Origin of the sequence: Arthrobacter sp. H35-D1 (assembly GCF_030063185.1) — a bacterium.
GTDB lineage: Bacteria > Actinomycetota > Actinomycetes > Actinomycetales > Micrococcaceae > Specibacter.
Map to the genome: position 1 here is coordinate 38898 of NZ_JASISP010000020.1, position 16362 is coordinate 55259.

General features: G+C 63.3%; 13 protein-coding genes. 7 read left to right on the forward strand and 6 right to left on the reverse strand.

Features of this window, described 5'->3' with window-relative positions; genetic code table 11:
* Positions 1 to 53: 53 nt before the first annotated feature.
* Together QMG25_RS16020 and QMG25_RS16025 are read left to right on the forward strand one after the other, a co-directional pair.
* The gene (locus tag QMG25_RS16020; protein WP_283462010.1) at positions 54 to 1757 is read left to right on the forward strand and encodes an amidohydrolase; all 1704 of its coding nucleotides are present in this window, start codon (positions 54 to 56) and stop codon (positions 1755 to 1757) included.
* A 413-nt stretch (positions 1758 to 2170) separates the two neighbouring features.
* Positions 2171 to 2902, forward strand: coding sequence for a polyprenol monophosphomannose synthase (locus QMG25_RS16025; RefSeq protein WP_283462050.1), 732 nt, complete (start codon positions 2171 to 2173; stop codon positions 2900 to 2902).
* A 118-nt stretch (positions 2903 to 3020) separates the two neighbouring features.
* Here QMG25_RS16025 and QMG25_RS16030 read toward each other — a convergent pair whose 3' ends face one another.
* The 4 genes from QMG25_RS16030 to yczR form a co-directional block, all read right to left on the reverse strand.
* Positions 3021 to 3362 carry an RNA polymerase-binding protein RbpA gene (locus tag QMG25_RS16030; protein WP_283462011.1) on the reverse strand — a complete coding sequence of 114 codons (342 nt, stop codon included), beginning with the start codon at positions 3360 to 3362 and terminating at the stop codon, positions 3021 to 3023.
* 242 nt (positions 3363 to 3604) lie between these two features.
* The gene (locus QMG25_RS16035) at positions 3605 to 4540 is read right to left on the reverse strand and encodes an SPFH domain-containing protein (RefSeq protein ID WP_283462012.1); all 936 of its coding nucleotides are present in this window, start codon (positions 4538 to 4540) and stop codon (positions 3605 to 3607) included.
* An 85-nt stretch (positions 4541 to 4625) separates the two neighbouring features.
* A complete protein-coding gene (locus tag QMG25_RS16040) occupies positions 4626 to 5111 on the reverse strand; it encodes an NfeD family protein (RefSeq protein ID WP_283462013.1) in 486 nt (161 codons plus the stop codon).
* A gap of 66 nt (positions 5112 to 5177) precedes the next feature.
* On the reverse strand, positions 5178 to 6587 hold the full coding sequence (gene yczR, locus QMG25_RS16045; RefSeq protein ID WP_283462014.1) for a MocR-like transcription factor YczR: 1410 nt from the start codon (positions 6585 to 6587) through the stop codon (positions 5178 to 5180).
* Positions 6588 to 6646: 59 nt separating this feature from the next.
* Between yczR and yczE the strand changes: the two genes are divergently transcribed.
* Entirely contained in the window at positions 6647 to 7315 is a 669-nt protein-coding gene (gene yczE / locus QMG25_RS16050; RefSeq protein WP_283462015.1) for a membrane protein YczE, read from the forward strand.
* On the opposite strand, the gene QMG25_RS16055 is transcribed toward yczE, so the two are convergent.
* Together QMG25_RS16055 and QMG25_RS16060 are read right to left on the reverse strand one after the other, a co-directional pair.
* Entirely contained in the window at positions 7301 to 8203 is a 903-nt protein-coding gene (locus tag QMG25_RS16055; protein ID WP_283462016.1) for a putative RNA methyltransferase, read from the reverse strand. The two genes, yczE and QMG25_RS16055, sit on opposite strands and share 15 nt — an antisense overlap.
* 38 nt (positions 8204 to 8241) lie before the next feature.
* Complete coding sequence (locus QMG25_RS16060; RefSeq protein ID WP_283462017.1) at positions 8242 to 8889, reverse strand: peptide deformylase; 648 nt, start codon at positions 8887 to 8889, stop codon at positions 8242 to 8244.
* 180 nt (positions 8890 to 9069) lie between these two features.
* Between QMG25_RS16060 and QMG25_RS16065 the strand changes: the two genes are divergently transcribed.
* The 4 genes from QMG25_RS16065 to QMG25_RS16080 all read left to right on the forward strand — a co-directional run bounded on the left by QMG25_RS16065 (position 9070) and on the right by QMG25_RS16080 (position 15852).
* The gene (locus tag QMG25_RS16065) at positions 9070 to 11874 is read left to right on the forward strand and encodes an aconitate hydratase (protein ID WP_283462051.1); all 2805 of its coding nucleotides are present in this window, start codon (positions 9070 to 9072) and stop codon (positions 11872 to 11874) included.
* 105 nt (positions 11875 to 11979) lie between these two features.
* Positions 11980 to 12522, forward strand: a complete 543-nt coding sequence (locus QMG25_RS16070; protein WP_283462018.1) for a GNAT family N-acetyltransferase — start codon at positions 11980 to 11982, stop codon at positions 12520 to 12522.
* A 13-nt stretch (positions 12523 to 12535) separates the two neighbouring features.
* On the forward strand, positions 12536 to 14950 hold the full coding sequence (locus QMG25_RS16075) for an ATP-binding cassette domain-containing protein (RefSeq protein ID WP_283462019.1): 2415 nt from the start codon (positions 12536 to 12538) through the stop codon (positions 14948 to 14950).
* 113 nt (positions 14951 to 15063) lie between these two features.
* Positions 15064 to 15852, forward strand: a complete 789-nt coding sequence (locus tag QMG25_RS16080; RefSeq protein ID WP_283462020.1) for an alpha/beta fold hydrolase — start codon at positions 15064 to 15066, stop codon at positions 15850 to 15852.
* The last annotated feature ends 510 nt before the right edge of the window (positions 15853 to 16362 follow it).

Sequence of the window (16362 nt, forward strand, 5' to 3'; positions counted from 1 at the left end):
ATGGGCTGGGTATTTGTTTTTATCGTTTGTCTTGTTGAAAGGACAGCTTTTCCATGTCATTGACTTTGTACCGCAACGGTTCCGTCTACAGCGCCGCCGATCCCTTTGCCACGGCCATGCTGGTGGACGGGGATGTGGTGGCCTGGGTGGGCTCAGAACATGCGGCCGCTTCGCTGCTGGACTCGCGCATGCAGGAGGTGGACCTCGGCGGGGCACTTGTGGCCCCCGGTTTTGTCGACTCCCACGTCCACGTCACCGAAACCGGCCTTGCCCTGGACTCGCTGGATCTTGCAGCGGTGCACGGTGCCCAGGAACTGCTTGAGCGCGTGTCCGTGGCCGCCGCCGACGACGTGACAGCCGGAGTGTCGGCCGGGGTGCTGCTGGGCCACGGCTGGGACAACTCGCTGTGGGCCGATCCCCGGCTTCCCGGTGCCGCCGAGCTGGAACGGGCAGCCGGCGGCCGAGAGGTGTATCTGGCCCGCGTGGACGTTCACTCGGGGCTGGTGTCCGCTTCCTTGGCCGAGCGCTGTTCGCTCGCTTCCCTTCCGGGATGGGACGGCGACGGGCTACTCAGCGGCGTTGCACACGCGACGGCCCGGGATGCGGCCCGTGCCTTGAACCCCGAACAACTCAGAGCAGCCCAGCGGCGCGCCCTCCGTCATGCCGCCGCCAACGGCTATGTGGCGCTGGCCGAGATGGGCGCCCCGCACGTCGGCTCCCCGGCGGACTTGGCCGCCCTCATGGCCTTGACGGCCGGTGCCCAAGGACAAGAGGGCGGCCAAGCCAACGCCCAAGCCAACGCCAGCGCGGAAGCCCTGCCGGAAGTCCTGCCGTATTGGGGCCAATTGGTCTCCAGCGCCCAGGAGGCACGTGAGGTGCTCGACGGATTGGGTGTGGGGGTGCTCGGACTGGCCGGGGACATCAACATTGACGGTTCCCTGGGGTCCCGCTCGGCCCTGCTTCGCAAGCCTTACGCCGACGCTCCTACCGGCGCTGGGACTGCGCAGTTGAGCGTTGAGCAGGTGGCGAACCATTTTGCCGCCACCTCGGAGCTGGGATTGAGCGGTGGATTCCACGTCATTGGCGACGGCGCCATGGACATTGCCGTGGCTGGACTTGAACAGGCCGAGCGCAAGGTGGGCATTGAGGCCATCCGTGCTGCGGGACACCGCTTGGAGCACGCAGAAATGGTGGATGACGCCGCCATGGCAGCCTTGGCCAAGTACGCAGTCGGCGTCTCCGTGCAGCCAGCCTTTGACGCACTGTGGGGCGGTCCCGGGGGCATGTACTCCCAGCGGCTGGGGTCCGCACGCGCACTGGAACTCAATCCGCTGGCGCGTTTCTACGGTGCCGGGGTGCCCGTCTGCTTTGGCTCGGATGCACCCGTCACACCGCTGAATCCCTGGTCCAGTGTCCGGGCAGCCCTCAACCACCACCATCCGGAGTCGCGCATCTCGGCCCGTGCAGCCTTCATCGGCCACACCCGGGCGGGTTGGCGGGCAGCCAAGTCCGAGAATCCCTTCCTCGGCCAACTGGTGCCGGGGGCTCCCGCCAGCTTCGCCGTGTGGGAAGTGGAGGAGCTCATGGTGCAGGTGGCCGACGAGAGGGTGCAGTCCTGGTCTACCGACCCGCGGGCACGCACGCCACTGCTGCCCGCCCTTGACACGGCGAACGATCCACGCTGCCTGCAAACCGTGCACAGGGGTCGTGAACTGTACGTGGGGGAGAACTTTGCCCAACTGCGCCGGAGGCCTTGATTTCAGCCCTGAATACTGTTCACCTGCAGATGTGTGCAGCCTGCAAATATGCTCCTGACCTGCAACGACATCCATCGATGCAGGTCAGGACCATGTTGACAGCCGGGCCCCGGGGCAATTAGTTTTGGGGGAGCGGTGAACCTCCACCATGAGGGTACCGGTCGGTACGGACCACCGTTCTGCCGACGCATGGCAGATAAGCCCACGCACCAGTAGAAAACAAATAGTCACGGCGCTTCGTGCGCGGTCCTATTTGGTCCGAAGGCGCGTGGGCTTATCTTGTGCCCTTTCTTCTTCACCTATAATGGTGACTTGGCGTTGACTGCACGGCCGCCGTGAGTGGAAAACATCATCCGGCCCGGGCAGCGCAGGCCCACTTACTTTTTTCTTTCACCACGGAAAGGCACCAATTGCTGCGTGTCCTGACGATTATCCCCACCTACAACGAAATTGAGTCGCTGCCCAAAACACTCATGCGTCTGCGGGCGGCCGTACCCCATTCGGATGTGCTCGTGGCCGATGACAACAGCCCCGACGGTACTGGGGCGTGGGCGGAGGACTTTGCCGGCTCCGATCCCCAGGTTCATGTTTTGCACCGTGCCGGCAAGGAGGGTTTGGGCGCCGCATATCTGGCTGGATTCACCTGGGGCTTGGAGGCGGGATACGACGTGCTGGTGGAGATGGATGCCGACGGCTCCCACCAGCCTGAACAGCTGCCGTTGCTGTTGGATGCCATTGACCAAGGCGCCGATCTGGTGTTGGGTTCACGTTGGGTGCCGGGCGGCAAAGTTGTCAACTGGCCGCTGCACCGCAAGGTGATCTCCACCTGTGGCAGCCTGTACTCACGTGTCCTGTTGGGCATCCCCATCCGGGATGTCACCGGCGGATACAGGGCCTTTCGCCGCACCACCCTGGAAGCCTTGGACTTCGACGCCGTTGAATCGGTGGGTTACGGCTTCCAAGTCGACATGCTGTGGCGTGTGTGCCAAAAGGGCCTGCAGGTTGTTGAAGTCCCCATCACGTTTGTGGAGCGGGAGTTCGGCGACTCCAAGATGAGCGGCAACATTGTTCAGGAAGCCATGGTCAACGTCACCAAGTGGGGCTTGGCAGCGCGCTGGAACACGCTGTGGGGCCGCAAGCCATAGCAGCGTCCAACCACAACCGAGCGAACACAAAAGAGCGGTGGGCCGCCCGAATGCCGGGTGGCCCACCGCTCTTTTGTCTTCACACCACGTTTTACACAGTGTGCTTGGCAGCTTCTGCCTAGACTTTCTCGCCGCGCTTTTCCCGCAGGATGGTCAGCCGGTCTGCAAGAATGGTTTCCAGCTCCGGCAGGCTGCGGCGTTCCAGCAACATGTCCCAGTGGGTGCGCACGGGCTTGTCGTTGGAGGTATCCGGAGCCTCGCCGTTGACCAGCAGGGCCTCCTTGCCAGTCTTGGACATCCACGTTGCCGGGATATCGGCCTCGGCGGAGAACATGACAAACACTTGCTCACCGTCGGCGCAACGGTACTCCACGCGCTGGCGGGGAGCCGGCTCCACACCGGATTCCGTCTCCATGCTCTGTGCGCCCAAGCGCATGCCACGCAGGCTGCGATCGCTCATGACTTCTCCCTCAAGTTGTTCCCTGCCCCAAGCCAATCATGGGGCAGCAATTCGTTCCCTTGCTTGCCTGCGCCAAGTGCCGGCAGTCAAGGTTCCTTAGTCTCTGGCTTCAACGCTCCACAGCGCGCAGTTGTTCCTGCGCAGCTGGAATGTCTCTAAACGTTCCGGGCACAATGCCGCGCGGCCAAGCACCCATTATACGTGCTTGGCCGCGTGCATCATGCCGCTTGTGTCGGGATTGGTTACTGCCCGGAATCCAAGGCGGTGTCGGCGGCGTCGTCCGTGTCGGCAGAGGTGCTGCCCAGGACGTTGCCGATTCCCTTGAGTGCCTCGCCGACTTCGCTGGGGATGATCCACAGCTTGTTGGAGGTGCCGGAGGCAATCTTGGGCAGTGTCTGCAGGTACTGGTAAGCCAGCAGCTTCTGCGTGGGATTGCCCTTGTGGATGGCGCTGAACACCTTCTGAATGGCCTGGGATTCACCGTCGGCGCGCAGGATCGCAGCCTTGGCGTCGCCTTCGGCCTTCAGGATCGAGGACTGGCGCTCACCTTCAGCTGTCAAAATGGCAGACTGCTTGGTTCCTTCAGCAGTCAAAATGGCGGCACGGCGGTCACGCTCGGCGCGCATCTGCTTTTCCATGGAGTCCTGGATAGACAGGGGCGGGTCAATGGCCTTGAGCTCAACACGGCTGACGCGGATGCCCCAACGGCCCGTGGCCTCGTCCAAGACACCGCGCAATTGGCCGTTGATCTGGTCACGCGAGGTCAGTGCCTCTTCCAGGTTCAAACCGCCGACGACGTTACGCAACGTCGTGGTGGTCAACTGCTCAACAGCCTGGATGTAGTTGGCGATCTCGTACGTCGCCGCCCGGGGATCCGTTACCTGGAAGTACACCACCGTGTCGATGGAGACCACCAGGTTGTCCTCCGTGATGACGGGCTGGGGCGGGAAGGATACAACCTGCTCGCGCAAGTCCAGCAGTGGCAGCAGGCGGTCCACAAAAGGAATCAGGACAGTCAGTCCGGGGTTCAGTGTTCGCTGGTACTTTCCCAGCCGCTCCACAACGCCGGCTCGGGCCTGCGGGATGATGCGAACCGCGCGAACAAGAACAATCACTACGAATATCAGTAGGACCAAAACGACAAACAGCCACACTAGTGTGCCAGCTCCGTCTCCCATGAAATCCCCTCTTTTCTATGTCAAGAATTGAAGCACCACTGACGTTACGGCACACGGGAAGGAGCCCGCGGCCCGGCAGCGGCACCTAGGCTGTTGTTGTAGCCGTTCCGGCCGATTTCTGCGCGGACGGCTGGCTGATGATGGCCGTGGCACCGTCAATGGCCGCCACTTCCACGGTTGCTCCAACGGGGATCTGGCTTCCGCCGGAAATGCGGGCCGTCCAGACGTCCCCGCCAATCTTCACCAGTCCGCCGCCGAGGCCGACCGGCTCCAAGACCACTGCCCGGTGGCCGATCAGCCGGTCCACATTGGAGAGCTGTTCGGCGGAACTGCGGTGGAGGCGGGACAGGGCCAAGGGTCTTATCAGGACGGTGGTGGCAAGGGCCACGACGCAGAAGACGACGATCTGCAGCCACAGGTCCGCGTGGAATAGGAAGGCAATGAGGGCAGCCAAGGCACCGACGGACATCAAAATGAAGTACAGGTTCAACGTCAGCATTTCAGCTACGGCCAGCAACAAGAAAACTGTTAGCCAGAGTATCCAGCCAAAGTCATTAATCCATTCAAGCATTGAGTCCCCCTTAGAGACTTATTTGGCATATATAAGAGCCTACTACGCGTGGCTGGGAAAGTCTGGTTAGATGACGGCCTGCAATGGCATTCTCAGCGGGTGCGAACCGACGTTGCCGGCGATGCGTCCCAGAACGGCAATCCCTTCGCCCAATTGTTCGTCGCTGTAGCTGAAGGGCAGGCGAAGATAGCGTTCAAAGGCGCCGTCAACACCAAAACGCGGTCCTGGCACGATGCCCAGCCCTTCCGACCTGGCGGCCAGGGCCAACGCAGAACTGGAGACGTCTCCAGTGTTGATCCAGAAAGACAGGCCACCATCAGGAACATGGACGTTCCACTGGGGCAATTGTCGGCGCAGCAGTCCCAACGCAGTGTCGCGCCCGCGGCGCAGGTCCAGGCTGCGGTTGGCTGTCATGGAGGGCAGGTCCCGGAGCAGGGCGGTGGCGGCCAGTTGTTCCATGATCGGCGTGCCCAGGTCGCCGGCGGGGCGGTGGCGCAGAAGCTGCGCCATGATGTTGCGGGGCCCGCGGATCCAACCCACCCGCAGCCCGCCCCAGGCCACTTTGCCCAGCGAGCCCAGGGTCAGCACGTTGGGGGAGAAGGACGCCATGGGTGGCAGTGGCCCGCGGTCAATGTCCAGCAACGCCGTGGTTTCATCAACCACAAGCACCGTCCCCTCACGATCCGCTGCCGCTGCCAGGTATTGCCTTTCCCGGACGGACATGCTCAGGCCGGTGGGATTGTGGAAGTCCGGCATGAGGTAGGCCATGCTGGGTGCAGCGCGCCTGATCTGCAGGACTGCCTCCTGCAGATCCCAGCCACTGTCCTGCCGCACCGGGAAAGCCAGGATGCGGGCTCCGACGCTGGAAAAGGCATCCAAGGCATGCGGATACGTGGGCTGCTCCACCAGCACCCGTTCCCCGGGGGAGTACAGGGTGCGGATGACGAGGTTCAAGGCGTGCTGGGCGCCAATGGTGACCATAATCTGTTCCGCCGATGTGGGCAGTCCCCTGTCGCGGTAATGCTGGGCAATGCTCTCACGGAGGTTGGGCAGTCCCACCATGTCAAAGCCGTCGTGGACCAGGTAGGCCGGCAGTTCTTCAAGCGCCGCGGCGTAGGCGCCCTGCAGTCCTGGATAGGCAGGGGCCGTGGCCTTGCTGAAGTCCAAGGCCAGCCCGTGGTGCAGCGCATATTCACCACGGTGGTGCCCTGGCAGGTGCAGTGTGCTTCCCGAACCACGCACACTGGCCAGAAAACCATCCTCGCGCAGCTTTGAATAGGCTGCCGCCACCGTGGTGCGGCTGACCTCCAGCGCCTGGCTGAGCTCGCGTTCGGCGGGAAGCCTGGCGCCGCTGGACAACCGGCCGTCCAGCAACAGGACCCGGACCCGCTCGGCCAGGGCCTTGTACGCTGGGGCGTTGCTTCTCCATTCGCCCAGTTCACGGGCCAGCCGACGACCCGTTACGAAAGAGTTCATAGGGCCACCATAGATGAATTGGCCATGGCGGTTAAGTCCAGTTTCACTAAACTGGTGCCATGCACTCGTTCCTTGGATCCGGCCACCTCGGCATTCGCTTGGTCCGGCTCTTGTTGGGCTTGGCCATGTACGGGTTGGCGATCGCCATGATGATCCGCGGCAATATTGGTGCTTCGCCGTGGGATGTGTTTGGCCAAGGCCTGTCGCGCACTTCCGGCATCTCCTTCGGGCTGTGCACCATCGCCATCAGTGGCGCGGTGCTGCTGCTGTGGATACCGCTGAAGCAGCGGCCGGGTTTTGGCACCATTGCCAATGCGATCCTGGTGGGCGTCTTTGCCGACCTCGGTCTGGCTTTCATTCCGCAGGCCAGCCACGTGGGACTGCAAACCCTGCTCTTTGCCGGCGGACTTTGTTTGTTGGCCTTCGCCACGGCCTTGTACATTGGTGCAGGCCTTGGCCCAGGGCCGCGCGACGGGCTCATGACAGGCCTTGTGCGTGTCAGCGGCCGGCCCGTGTGGCTCATCCGGACTGGTATTGAGCTTTCCGTTGTGGTGGCGGGCTTCGTTTTGGGCGGTGTGGTGGGCGCGGGGACGGCCGCCTTTGCCGTGGGCATTGGCCCGCTGACCCAGCTGACGCTGCGCTGGCTGCATGTGGACCTGTACGCCAAGAATCCCCGGGCTGCCATGGTGGAGCTGCCGCTGGAATCGGATCCCTCAGGACACCCTTGACGTCTCCGGAAGCGGATGGAAAACGGAAATCCGGAACGCCGCGGTCGCTGTCGTGAGCTTGGGCAGGCGCGCCAGGCGTTCCGCAAGCTGCTCCGGATCCAGGTGGTGCCCGGCCGGACCCATCAAGGCCACATGGCCGACGTCGGCCGGACTCAGTTGCAGCGTGGCCACCACCTCACGGCTGCCCGTTGGCACAAAATGGCTTGCCAGCGACGCCGTGAGCGCGGACTCTTTGTCCGCCTGGATGCCGAGCATGCCGGCCTCCGCGGCGATTTCCGCCAAGTGCTGCGGCAGCGGAGTCACCACCACCAACGATCCGCCGGGTTTGAGTATGCGCGCAAATTCGCTGGCATTGCGCGGGGCGAAAATGACGAGCACGACGTCGGCAACGGCGGTTCCCAGCGGCAGCTCCCGCCACAAGTCCCACACGATGTTCACGGCCTCCGGGTTGCGCCGGGCTGCACGCCGCAGGGCAAACTTTGAGATGTCAAGGCCCACGGCCGCCGGCCTGCGAGCGCCGGGGGAGCCGGGGGAGCAGGCTGCCAGCACCTGGTGCAGGTAGTGGCCGGTTCCGGTGCCGGCGTCGACGATCAGCTTCGGGCTTGGGAGGGCGGGTTCGGCAAGCAAGGCCCCCACGAGCTCGGCGAGTGCCTCGCTGAGTGGCTTGTAGTGTCCGGCATCCAGAAAGGCGTCGCGGGCGGACACCATGGCGGCGGTGTCCGGGACGAATTTGGTGCCGTGGCCCGTGAGCAGGTTCAGGTATCCCTGGCGGGCAATGTCGAAGTTGTGGCCCCCCGCACAGGCCATTGAGTGCTCCGTGGCCTGCGGGGCGGCAAAACCCTCTCTGCAATGGGGGCAGCGCAGGGCATTGACGGCAGAGATTTCCATCCCATTATCTTAGGGTGCGCCAGCAGTATCGGAGTCCGCTAGAACCCCAGCGCAGCCCGGGCTGCGGCGATGCCGGGACCCGCCCAGCGTTCGCTGTACTCGGCGGCCGCCGCCAGCGAGCGCGTGTGGGCCTTGTCGATGTACAGGGTCCCTTCCAGGTGGTCGCTTTCGTGTTGGACAATGCGCGCCTGCCACCCCGAGAACCGGCGGGTGCGCGCTGTGCCGTGCTCGTCGTCGTACGCCAAATCAACCATTGCGGCGCGATCCACCACGGCCTGCCATCCCGACATCGACAGGCAGCCCTCATAATGGCTGGCCAGCTCCGTGCCGACGGGCCTGTAGCGCGGGTTGAGCATGGCGAACAGCTCCAGCGGGGCGCGGTCGCGGGCGGCGGCGATGTCGGCGTCGACTTCGTACTTGTCCTCGAGCACGGCAAGCTGCAGGGGAATGCCGATCTGCGGTGCGGCCAGGCCGACGCCGGGTGCCGCCCGCATGGTTTCGGTCATGATCTCGATGAGCCGGCCGAGCTCATCGGGGCTGAGCTGGCCGGTGAAAGGCAGCGCCCGGGCACGCAGCACGGGGTGCCCGGCTTGCACAATCTTGGGCAGCCCTGCGGCGTCCAGGACGGAAGCGACCGCCTGCTCGAGGCGGTCGGCGTCGAGCTTCACTGTTGGGGCATGGTTCATGCTGTCCCTCCCGGGGTTCTCTTGGCTTCCGTTGTGCCTGGTTCGATGTGCCTGGCTCGATGTGCCTAGTCCATTGTGCCAAGGCCTGGCCTTGTTTGCGTGCAAGCTCCCGCCGACCCTGTTGCCTTCCCTGCCCTGCGGACTATGGTGGGATAAAGGGGCACGCAGAGAAAAGGGATGATCATGTCTTCGAACAGTTTCGACGCACGCAGTTCACTGGCCGTGGACGGACAAAGCTATGAAATTTACCGGCTGGACAAGGTTCCTGGTTCGGCTCGCCTGCCCTACAGCCTGAAAGTACTGCTGGAGAACCTGCTTCGCAACGAGGACGGCCGCCTTGTCACGGAGGAGCAGGTCCGCGCGGTGGCACAGTGGGAACCGGACGCGGAGGCCAGCAGGGAGATCCAGTACACCCCTGCCCGCGTGCTGATGCAGGACTTCACCGGCGTTCCGTGCGTGGTGGACCTGGTGGCCATGCGCGATGCAATGGCGGATCTTGGCGGGGACCCCACCAAGATCAATCCGCTCATTCCCGGCGAGCTGGTCATTGACCACTCCGTCATCGCTGATGTCTTCAACGTCCCCAACGCCTTTTCCATCAATTCAGAGTACGAATTCAAGCGCAACCAGGAGCGGTACCAGCTGCTGCGGTGGGCGCAGCAGTCGTTCGATGACTTCCTTGTGGTCCCGCCGGACACCGGCATTTGCCACCAGGTGAATTTGGAATACCTGTCCCGGGTGGTGTTCACCCGCGAGGTCGACGGCGTCAAGCAGGCCTACCCCGACACTCTCGTGGGCACGGACTCGCACACACCCATGGTCAACGGGCTGGGCGTCCTTGGCTGGGGAGTGGGGGGCATCGAGGCCGAGGCTGCCATGCTGGGCCAACCCATGAGCATGCTCGTTCCGCAAGTGGTTGGCTTCAAGCTCAGTGGCGAACTGCCCGAGGGCACCACCGCCACCGACTTGGTGCTGACAGTGGCGGAACTGCTGCGCAAGACGCACGTGGTGGGCAAATTCGTGGAGTTCTTCGGTCCCGGCGTGGCAAATGTGCCGCTGGCCAACCGAGCCACGCTGGGCAACATGAGCCCGGAGTACGGCTCCACGTGCGCCATCTTCCCGATCGACTCCGAAACCCTCAGCTACATGCGCCTCACCGGCCGCTCGGAGCACCAAATCAAGCTCGTGGAGACGTACGCCAAGGAACAGGGCATGTGGCACGACCCGGACCACACACCGGAGTTCAGCCAAATTGTTGAACTCGACCTGGCCACGGTGGAAAGTTCCATTGCCGGTCCCAAGCGGCCGCAGGACAGGATCCCGCTGCGCAGCGCCAAGCGTGCAGTCCGCGGGCTGCTGGCGGGGGAGTCCCAGACGGTAGCAGTGCACGCCGGGGGATTGGACGACGCCGGCGACGAGTCGTTCCCGGCCAGCGATCCCGTTGCCATCAACTTCAGGAGCGAACGGGACGAGCCGCCGCACGTGTATGAGGACAACGACGGCGATGATGCCCTCGACTGGCCCAGCGACCCGGCGGAACTGGTCCTTGACGGGCAGAATCTCACCCTCGACCACGGAGACGTGGTTATCGCCGCCATCACGTCCTGCACCAACACCTCCAACCCGTCCGTCATGATCGGTGCAGGGCTGCTCGCCAAAAAGGCAGTGGAGCTGGGGCTCTCCAGCAAGCCGTGGGTGAAGACCACCCTGGCACCGGGTTCCCGCGTGGTGACCGACTACTTCGATCGGGCCGGCCTCACACCCTACCTGGAAAAGCTCGGCTTTGACCTGGTGGGCTACGGCTGCACCACGTGCATCGGCAACTCCGGCCCGCTCATCCCGGAAGTGAGCCAAGCCGTGAACGGCAACGACCTCTCTGTTGCGGCCGTCCTGTCCGGCAACCGCAACTTTGAAGGCCGCATCCATCCCGAAGTGAAGATGAACTTCCTCGCCTCCCCGCCACTTGTCATCGCGTACGCCTTGGCCGGCAGCATGCATGTGGACCTGCTCAAGGAGCCGCTGGGCGAAGGCACCGGCGGCCAGCCCGTCTACTTGAAGGACATCTGGCCCACGACGGCGGAAATCAAGGAGGTGGTGGACGCCAGCCTGGAAGCGCAAATGTTCACGGACGGCTACGCGGACGTCTACCACGGCGACGAGAACTGGCGCGGCATGACTGTCCCGGAAGGCGACATGTTTGCCTGGTCCGACGATTCCACGTACGTGCGCAAGCCCCCATACTTTGACGGAATGCAGCGCGAGCCGGCCCCCGTGGAAGACATTGTGGATGCACGCGTACTGGCCCTGCTGGGGGACTCCGTCACCACCGACCACATCTCCCCGGCGGGCAACATCAAGAAGTCCTCACCGGCCGGGGAATACCTGCTGGAGCAAGGCGTGGAGCAAGCAAGCTTCAACTCCTACGGATCCCGGCGCGGCAACCACAACGTCATGATCCGGGGCACTTTCGCGAACATCCGCCTGCGCAACCTGCTGGTGCCCGGCGTCGAGGGTGGCTTCACCAAGCGCTCGGCCGACGGTCCGGTGGAAACCATTTTCGACGCCTCCACCGCATACCTGGCCGAGGGCACCCCGCTGGTGGTCATCGCCGGCAGCGACTACGGTTCCGGTTCCTCCCGCGACTGGGCGGCCAAGGGCACCGTCCTGCTGGGCGTGAAGGCAGTCATCGCCACGTCCTTTGAGCGTATCCACCGTTCGAACCTGATCGGCATGGGCGTGCTTCCGCTGCAGTTCAAGGGCGGCGACACGGCAGAATCATTGGGACTCACGGGCATGGAAACGTACTCAATCACCGGACTTGCCGGCGTCAGTCCGCTGCCGCGCGAGATCATGGTGCGCGTCGAGGACGGAGAGAACAGCCGGGAGATTGCCACCACCCTGCGCATCGACACCCCGGCCGAGGAGGCCTACTACATGCATGGCGGCATTCTGCAGTACGTGCTGCGTCAGCTCCTTGACGCGTAGCGGCGGGGCGCCACAGGAACGCTAGCGCGTCCAATGTTACGTGGGCACCCGCCCTGCCGGGGGCTGCTCCGGCAGCCAAGGGCGTCAACCATGCATAATATGTGAATGACCCAAGCCATTAACACTGAACGACTTGCCCTGCGCCCGTGGCAAGACACCGACGTCGACTTCGTCTTTGACCTGTACTCGCGCTGGGTGGTCCAGCGCTTCATCGGCAACGAGCCGGCCGTCATGGACAGCCGCAACCAGGCCCTTGACAAAGTGGCCCGGTTCCAAAGCATCGACCATCCAGTCCATGGAATCTGGGCCGTGACGCGCAAGGACGACGGCGCCCCGGTGGGGACGCTGCTGCTCAAGCCCATCCCCGCATCGGGGCAGGAGCCGCTGGAAGACTCCGCCGACGTCGAAATTGGCTGGCACTTCCACCCCGACCACTGGGGCAACGGCTACGCCACCGAAGCGGCAAGCGCTGTGCTAGAGCACGCCTTTGCCGCAGGCCTGGAACAGGTGGTGGCGGTGACAAACCCCGCCAACGAAGCGTCCCAGAGCGTGTGCCGCCGCATTGGCATGGAACACCAGGGCCAAACCGAGAACTACTACAATGCCACGTGCGAATTTTTCACGGTGGACAAGCCCGCCGTGTCCTAGGAAAGAGACACTGATGAGCACTGCTGCGAAGCCCGCAACGCCAGCACCTGCAACGCGTGCAACCCCTGGCGCCGAGGGCCATGCTGCTGACGGGCACGACCTGATCCGGGTCCAGGGCGCGCGGGTGAACAACCTGAAGGACATCAGCGTTGATATCCCCAAGCGCCGCCTGACGGTGTTCACCGGCGTGTCCGGATCGGGCAAGAGTTCATTGGTGTTCGGCACCATCGCCGCAGAGTCGCAGCGCATGATCAATGAAACCTACAGCGCCTTCGTGCAGGGCTTCATGCCCACCTTGGCGCGCCCCGACGTGGACGTGCTGGAGGGACTGACGACGGCGATCCTAGTGGACCAGGAGCGGCTCGGCGCCAACCCGCGCTCCACGGTGGGCACCGTCACCGACGCCAACGCCATGCTGCGCATAGTCTTCAGCCGCCTGGGGAAGCCGCACATCGGCTCCCCGCAGGCTTTCTCCTTCAACGTGGCCTCCATCAGCGGCGCAGGCGCCGTCACCATGGAACGCAGGGGAGAAAAGGTGAAGGAACGGCGCAGCTTTTCCATCACCGGAGGGATGTGTCCGCGCTGCGAGGGCATGGGCAAGGTCAGCGACTTCAACCTCGACGCCATTTTCGACCCCGAAAAGTCGCTGGGTGAGGGTGCCCTGTCCGTCCCCGGTTACAGCATGGACGGCTGGTACGGTCGCATTTTTACAGGCAGCGGCTTCTTTGACATGGACAAGAAGCTGGGGAAGTTCACGAAGAAGGAACTGGCCGACCTGCTGTACAGGGAGCCCGTGAAGATCAAGGTTGACGGCATCAACTTGACGTATGAGGGCGTCATTGTGAAGATGCAAAAGTCGATGCTCGCGAAGGACACCCCCTCCCTGCAGCCGCACATTAGGGCGTTTGTCGAGCGCGCCGTCGTGTTTGCCACATGCCCCGACTGCGGAGGCACGCGGCTGAACGAGGGCGCCCGCTCCGCCAAGGTGGCAGGCATCAACATCGCCGACGCCTGCACCCTGCAGATCAGCGACCTGGCCGCCTGGGTGCACGGCCTGTCGGAGCCGGGTGTGGCCCCGCTGCTGGCTGCATTGGGGAACACCCTGGACTCCTTCGTGGAGATCGGGCTGGGCTATCTTTCACTGGACCGCCCCTCCGGAACGTTGTCCGGCGGCGAAGCCCAACGGACCAAGATGATCCGGCACCTGGGATCCTCCCTGACCGACGTCACCTACGTTTTTGACGAGCCGACCGTCGGACTTCACCCGCACGACATTGCCCGCATGAACACGTTGCTGCTGCAATTGCGGGACAAGGGCAACACCGTCCTTGTCGTTGAGCACAAGCCGGAGGCCATTGCGATTGCCGACCACGTCATCGACCTGGGCCCACACGCCGGCTCCGGGGGCGGGGAAGTGGTCTTCGAAGGCACCCTGGCCGGGCTGCGGGCCAGCAGCACCGTGACCGGCAGGCACCTTGATGACAGGATTTCGCTCAAGGAATCGCTGCGCCCGGCCTCCGGGACCATGGAAGTGCGCGGCGCCAACACCAACAACCTCAAGGACGTGGACGTCGACGTCCCCCTGGGCGTACTGGCCGTGGTGACGGGCGTTGCCGGCTCGGGAAAGAGCTCCCTCATCCGCGACTCGATCTCCGGGCGGGACGGCGTGGTCACGGTGGACCAAGGCGCTATTCGCGGCTCGCGACGCAGCAACCCGGCAACGTACACGGGCCTGCTGGATCCCATCCGCAAGGCCTTCGCCAAGGCCAACGGGGTCAAAGCGGCCCTGTTCAGCGCCAATTCGGAGGGCGCTTGCCCCGCGTGCAACGGCGCCGGCTTGATTTACACGGACCTGGGCATGCTGGCCAGCGTCTCCACCGTGTGCGAGGAGTGCGAGGGCAAGCGCTTCCAGGAGGCCGTGTTGGACTACCGCTTGGGAGGGCGGAACATCAGCGAGGTGCTGGCCCTGTCCGTGGACCAGGCGGAAGCATTCTTTGCCGACGGCGAGGCCAAACTTCCCGCCGCGCACAAGATCCTGCGCAGGATGTCCGACGTCGGACTTGGCTACCTGACGCTGGGCCAACCGTTGACAACGCTCTCCGGCGGTGAGCGCCAGCGCATCAAGTTGGCCACGCATTTGGGGGAGAGGGGCGGGGTTTATGTACTGGACGAGCCGACCAGCGGACTGCACCTGGCCGACGTCGAAAAGCTGCTGGGCTTGCTGGACAGCCTTGTCGACTCCGGCAAGTCGGTCATTGTGATCGAGCACCACCAGGCCGTCATGGCGCATGCCGACTGGATCATCGACCTTGGCCCCGGTGCCGGGCACGACGGCGGCACCATCGTTTTCGAGGGGACGCCGGCGCAGCTTGTGGCAGACCGGTCGACTTTGACGGGCCAGCATCTCGCGGCCTACGTCGGTGCCTGACGAAAGGCTCGAACATTAATTCGACTTATACTCCGGGTGCTGCGGAACAGAGCGCTTTGTACGCGGGTTTCGAACGGCATTCAATCACCAGCGACGGAGTTGAGCAGTCTTTTTTGGCCTGTGGCTCCGGGCAGGTGGTGGCGATTCTGCACGGGCTGGCGGGGGAGTCGGGGGAGTTCGCACCGACGATGGCCGGATTGGCACAGCAGTTCCGGGCGGTGGCGCTTGACCGGCGCGGGCATGGTCGCAGCACCCGGCGACCGAGTGACGTGTCAAGGCGCGCCTACGTCCAGGACGTTGTGGCTCTGATTGAGCATGTCGGTCCCGACCATCCAATACATCTGGTCGGTCAGTCGATGGGCGCCCATACGGCCATGTTGGTTGCTGCCATCCGTCCGGACCTTGTTCAGTCGCTGGTACTGCTTGAAGGCGATGCGGGTTCCGGTGCATCCGAGGACGCGGTCCAACTCGGCACGTTCTTTGCCAGTTGGCCCGTGCCGTTTGCAGACGACGCCGCGGCCAGGGAATTTCTGGGCAATTCATCTCTTTCGAATGCCTGGGCGAATGCGTTGGAGCGGCGCAGCGACGGGCTCTGGCCGCGTTTTGATGCGGACATCATGATGGACTGCCTCAGGGCCGTCATGGAACCCCGATGGGATGAATGGTCCGCCGTTGAGGCCCGAACGCTGGTGATGTACGCGGACAACGGAATGTTCACGGACGAACAGAAGAATGCGTTCCTCAGCCACCGGCCCGGAACCCTGCGCGTGGATTTGGAACAGGCAAGCCATGACGCCCACTTGGATGAGTTTGAGCAATGGATCACCGCGTTGAAAGCGTTCCTGATGCCACGGGGACAGGCGGTGTGCGACGCGTCCGAACAATCGTTGATTTGGCGGTAGCGTATCGTGTTCAACGGTGCCGGGTTCGCCGCCCTGAACGTCATAACCAACCAAACATCGTAGGGCACAGAGGTGCTGCTTAGGATGAGGCATGGCGCAGTAATTGATGTTCATCAATGGCATTCCCGCAGCCGGGAAAACTACGTTGTCGAAGCAGCTCGGAGCATACCTGGTGCAGTGTGCAGCCCAAATTGGCCATTGACTGTTCAACAGCTAATCACGAACGGCGAATATTCTATCCAATCGGACAATTCATTACCGTCAAATCATCAGCCAATTGGACTAATTTACGATTCTTTACACAAATTTGATCACATGGCCAGGGAGTCGAGCCATGGTCTACTTGGATATAATTGAACTATTGACACAAATGTTTATAGTGCTGTATACACTAAAGGGTTAGTGCATACGAGATGTATCGAAAGGAACAGCCACGATGAACCTAATAAAATCGATTTCATCGGTGGCAGGGGCGGTCGTTGTCTCGGCTGCGCTGATGTCCACGGCCGT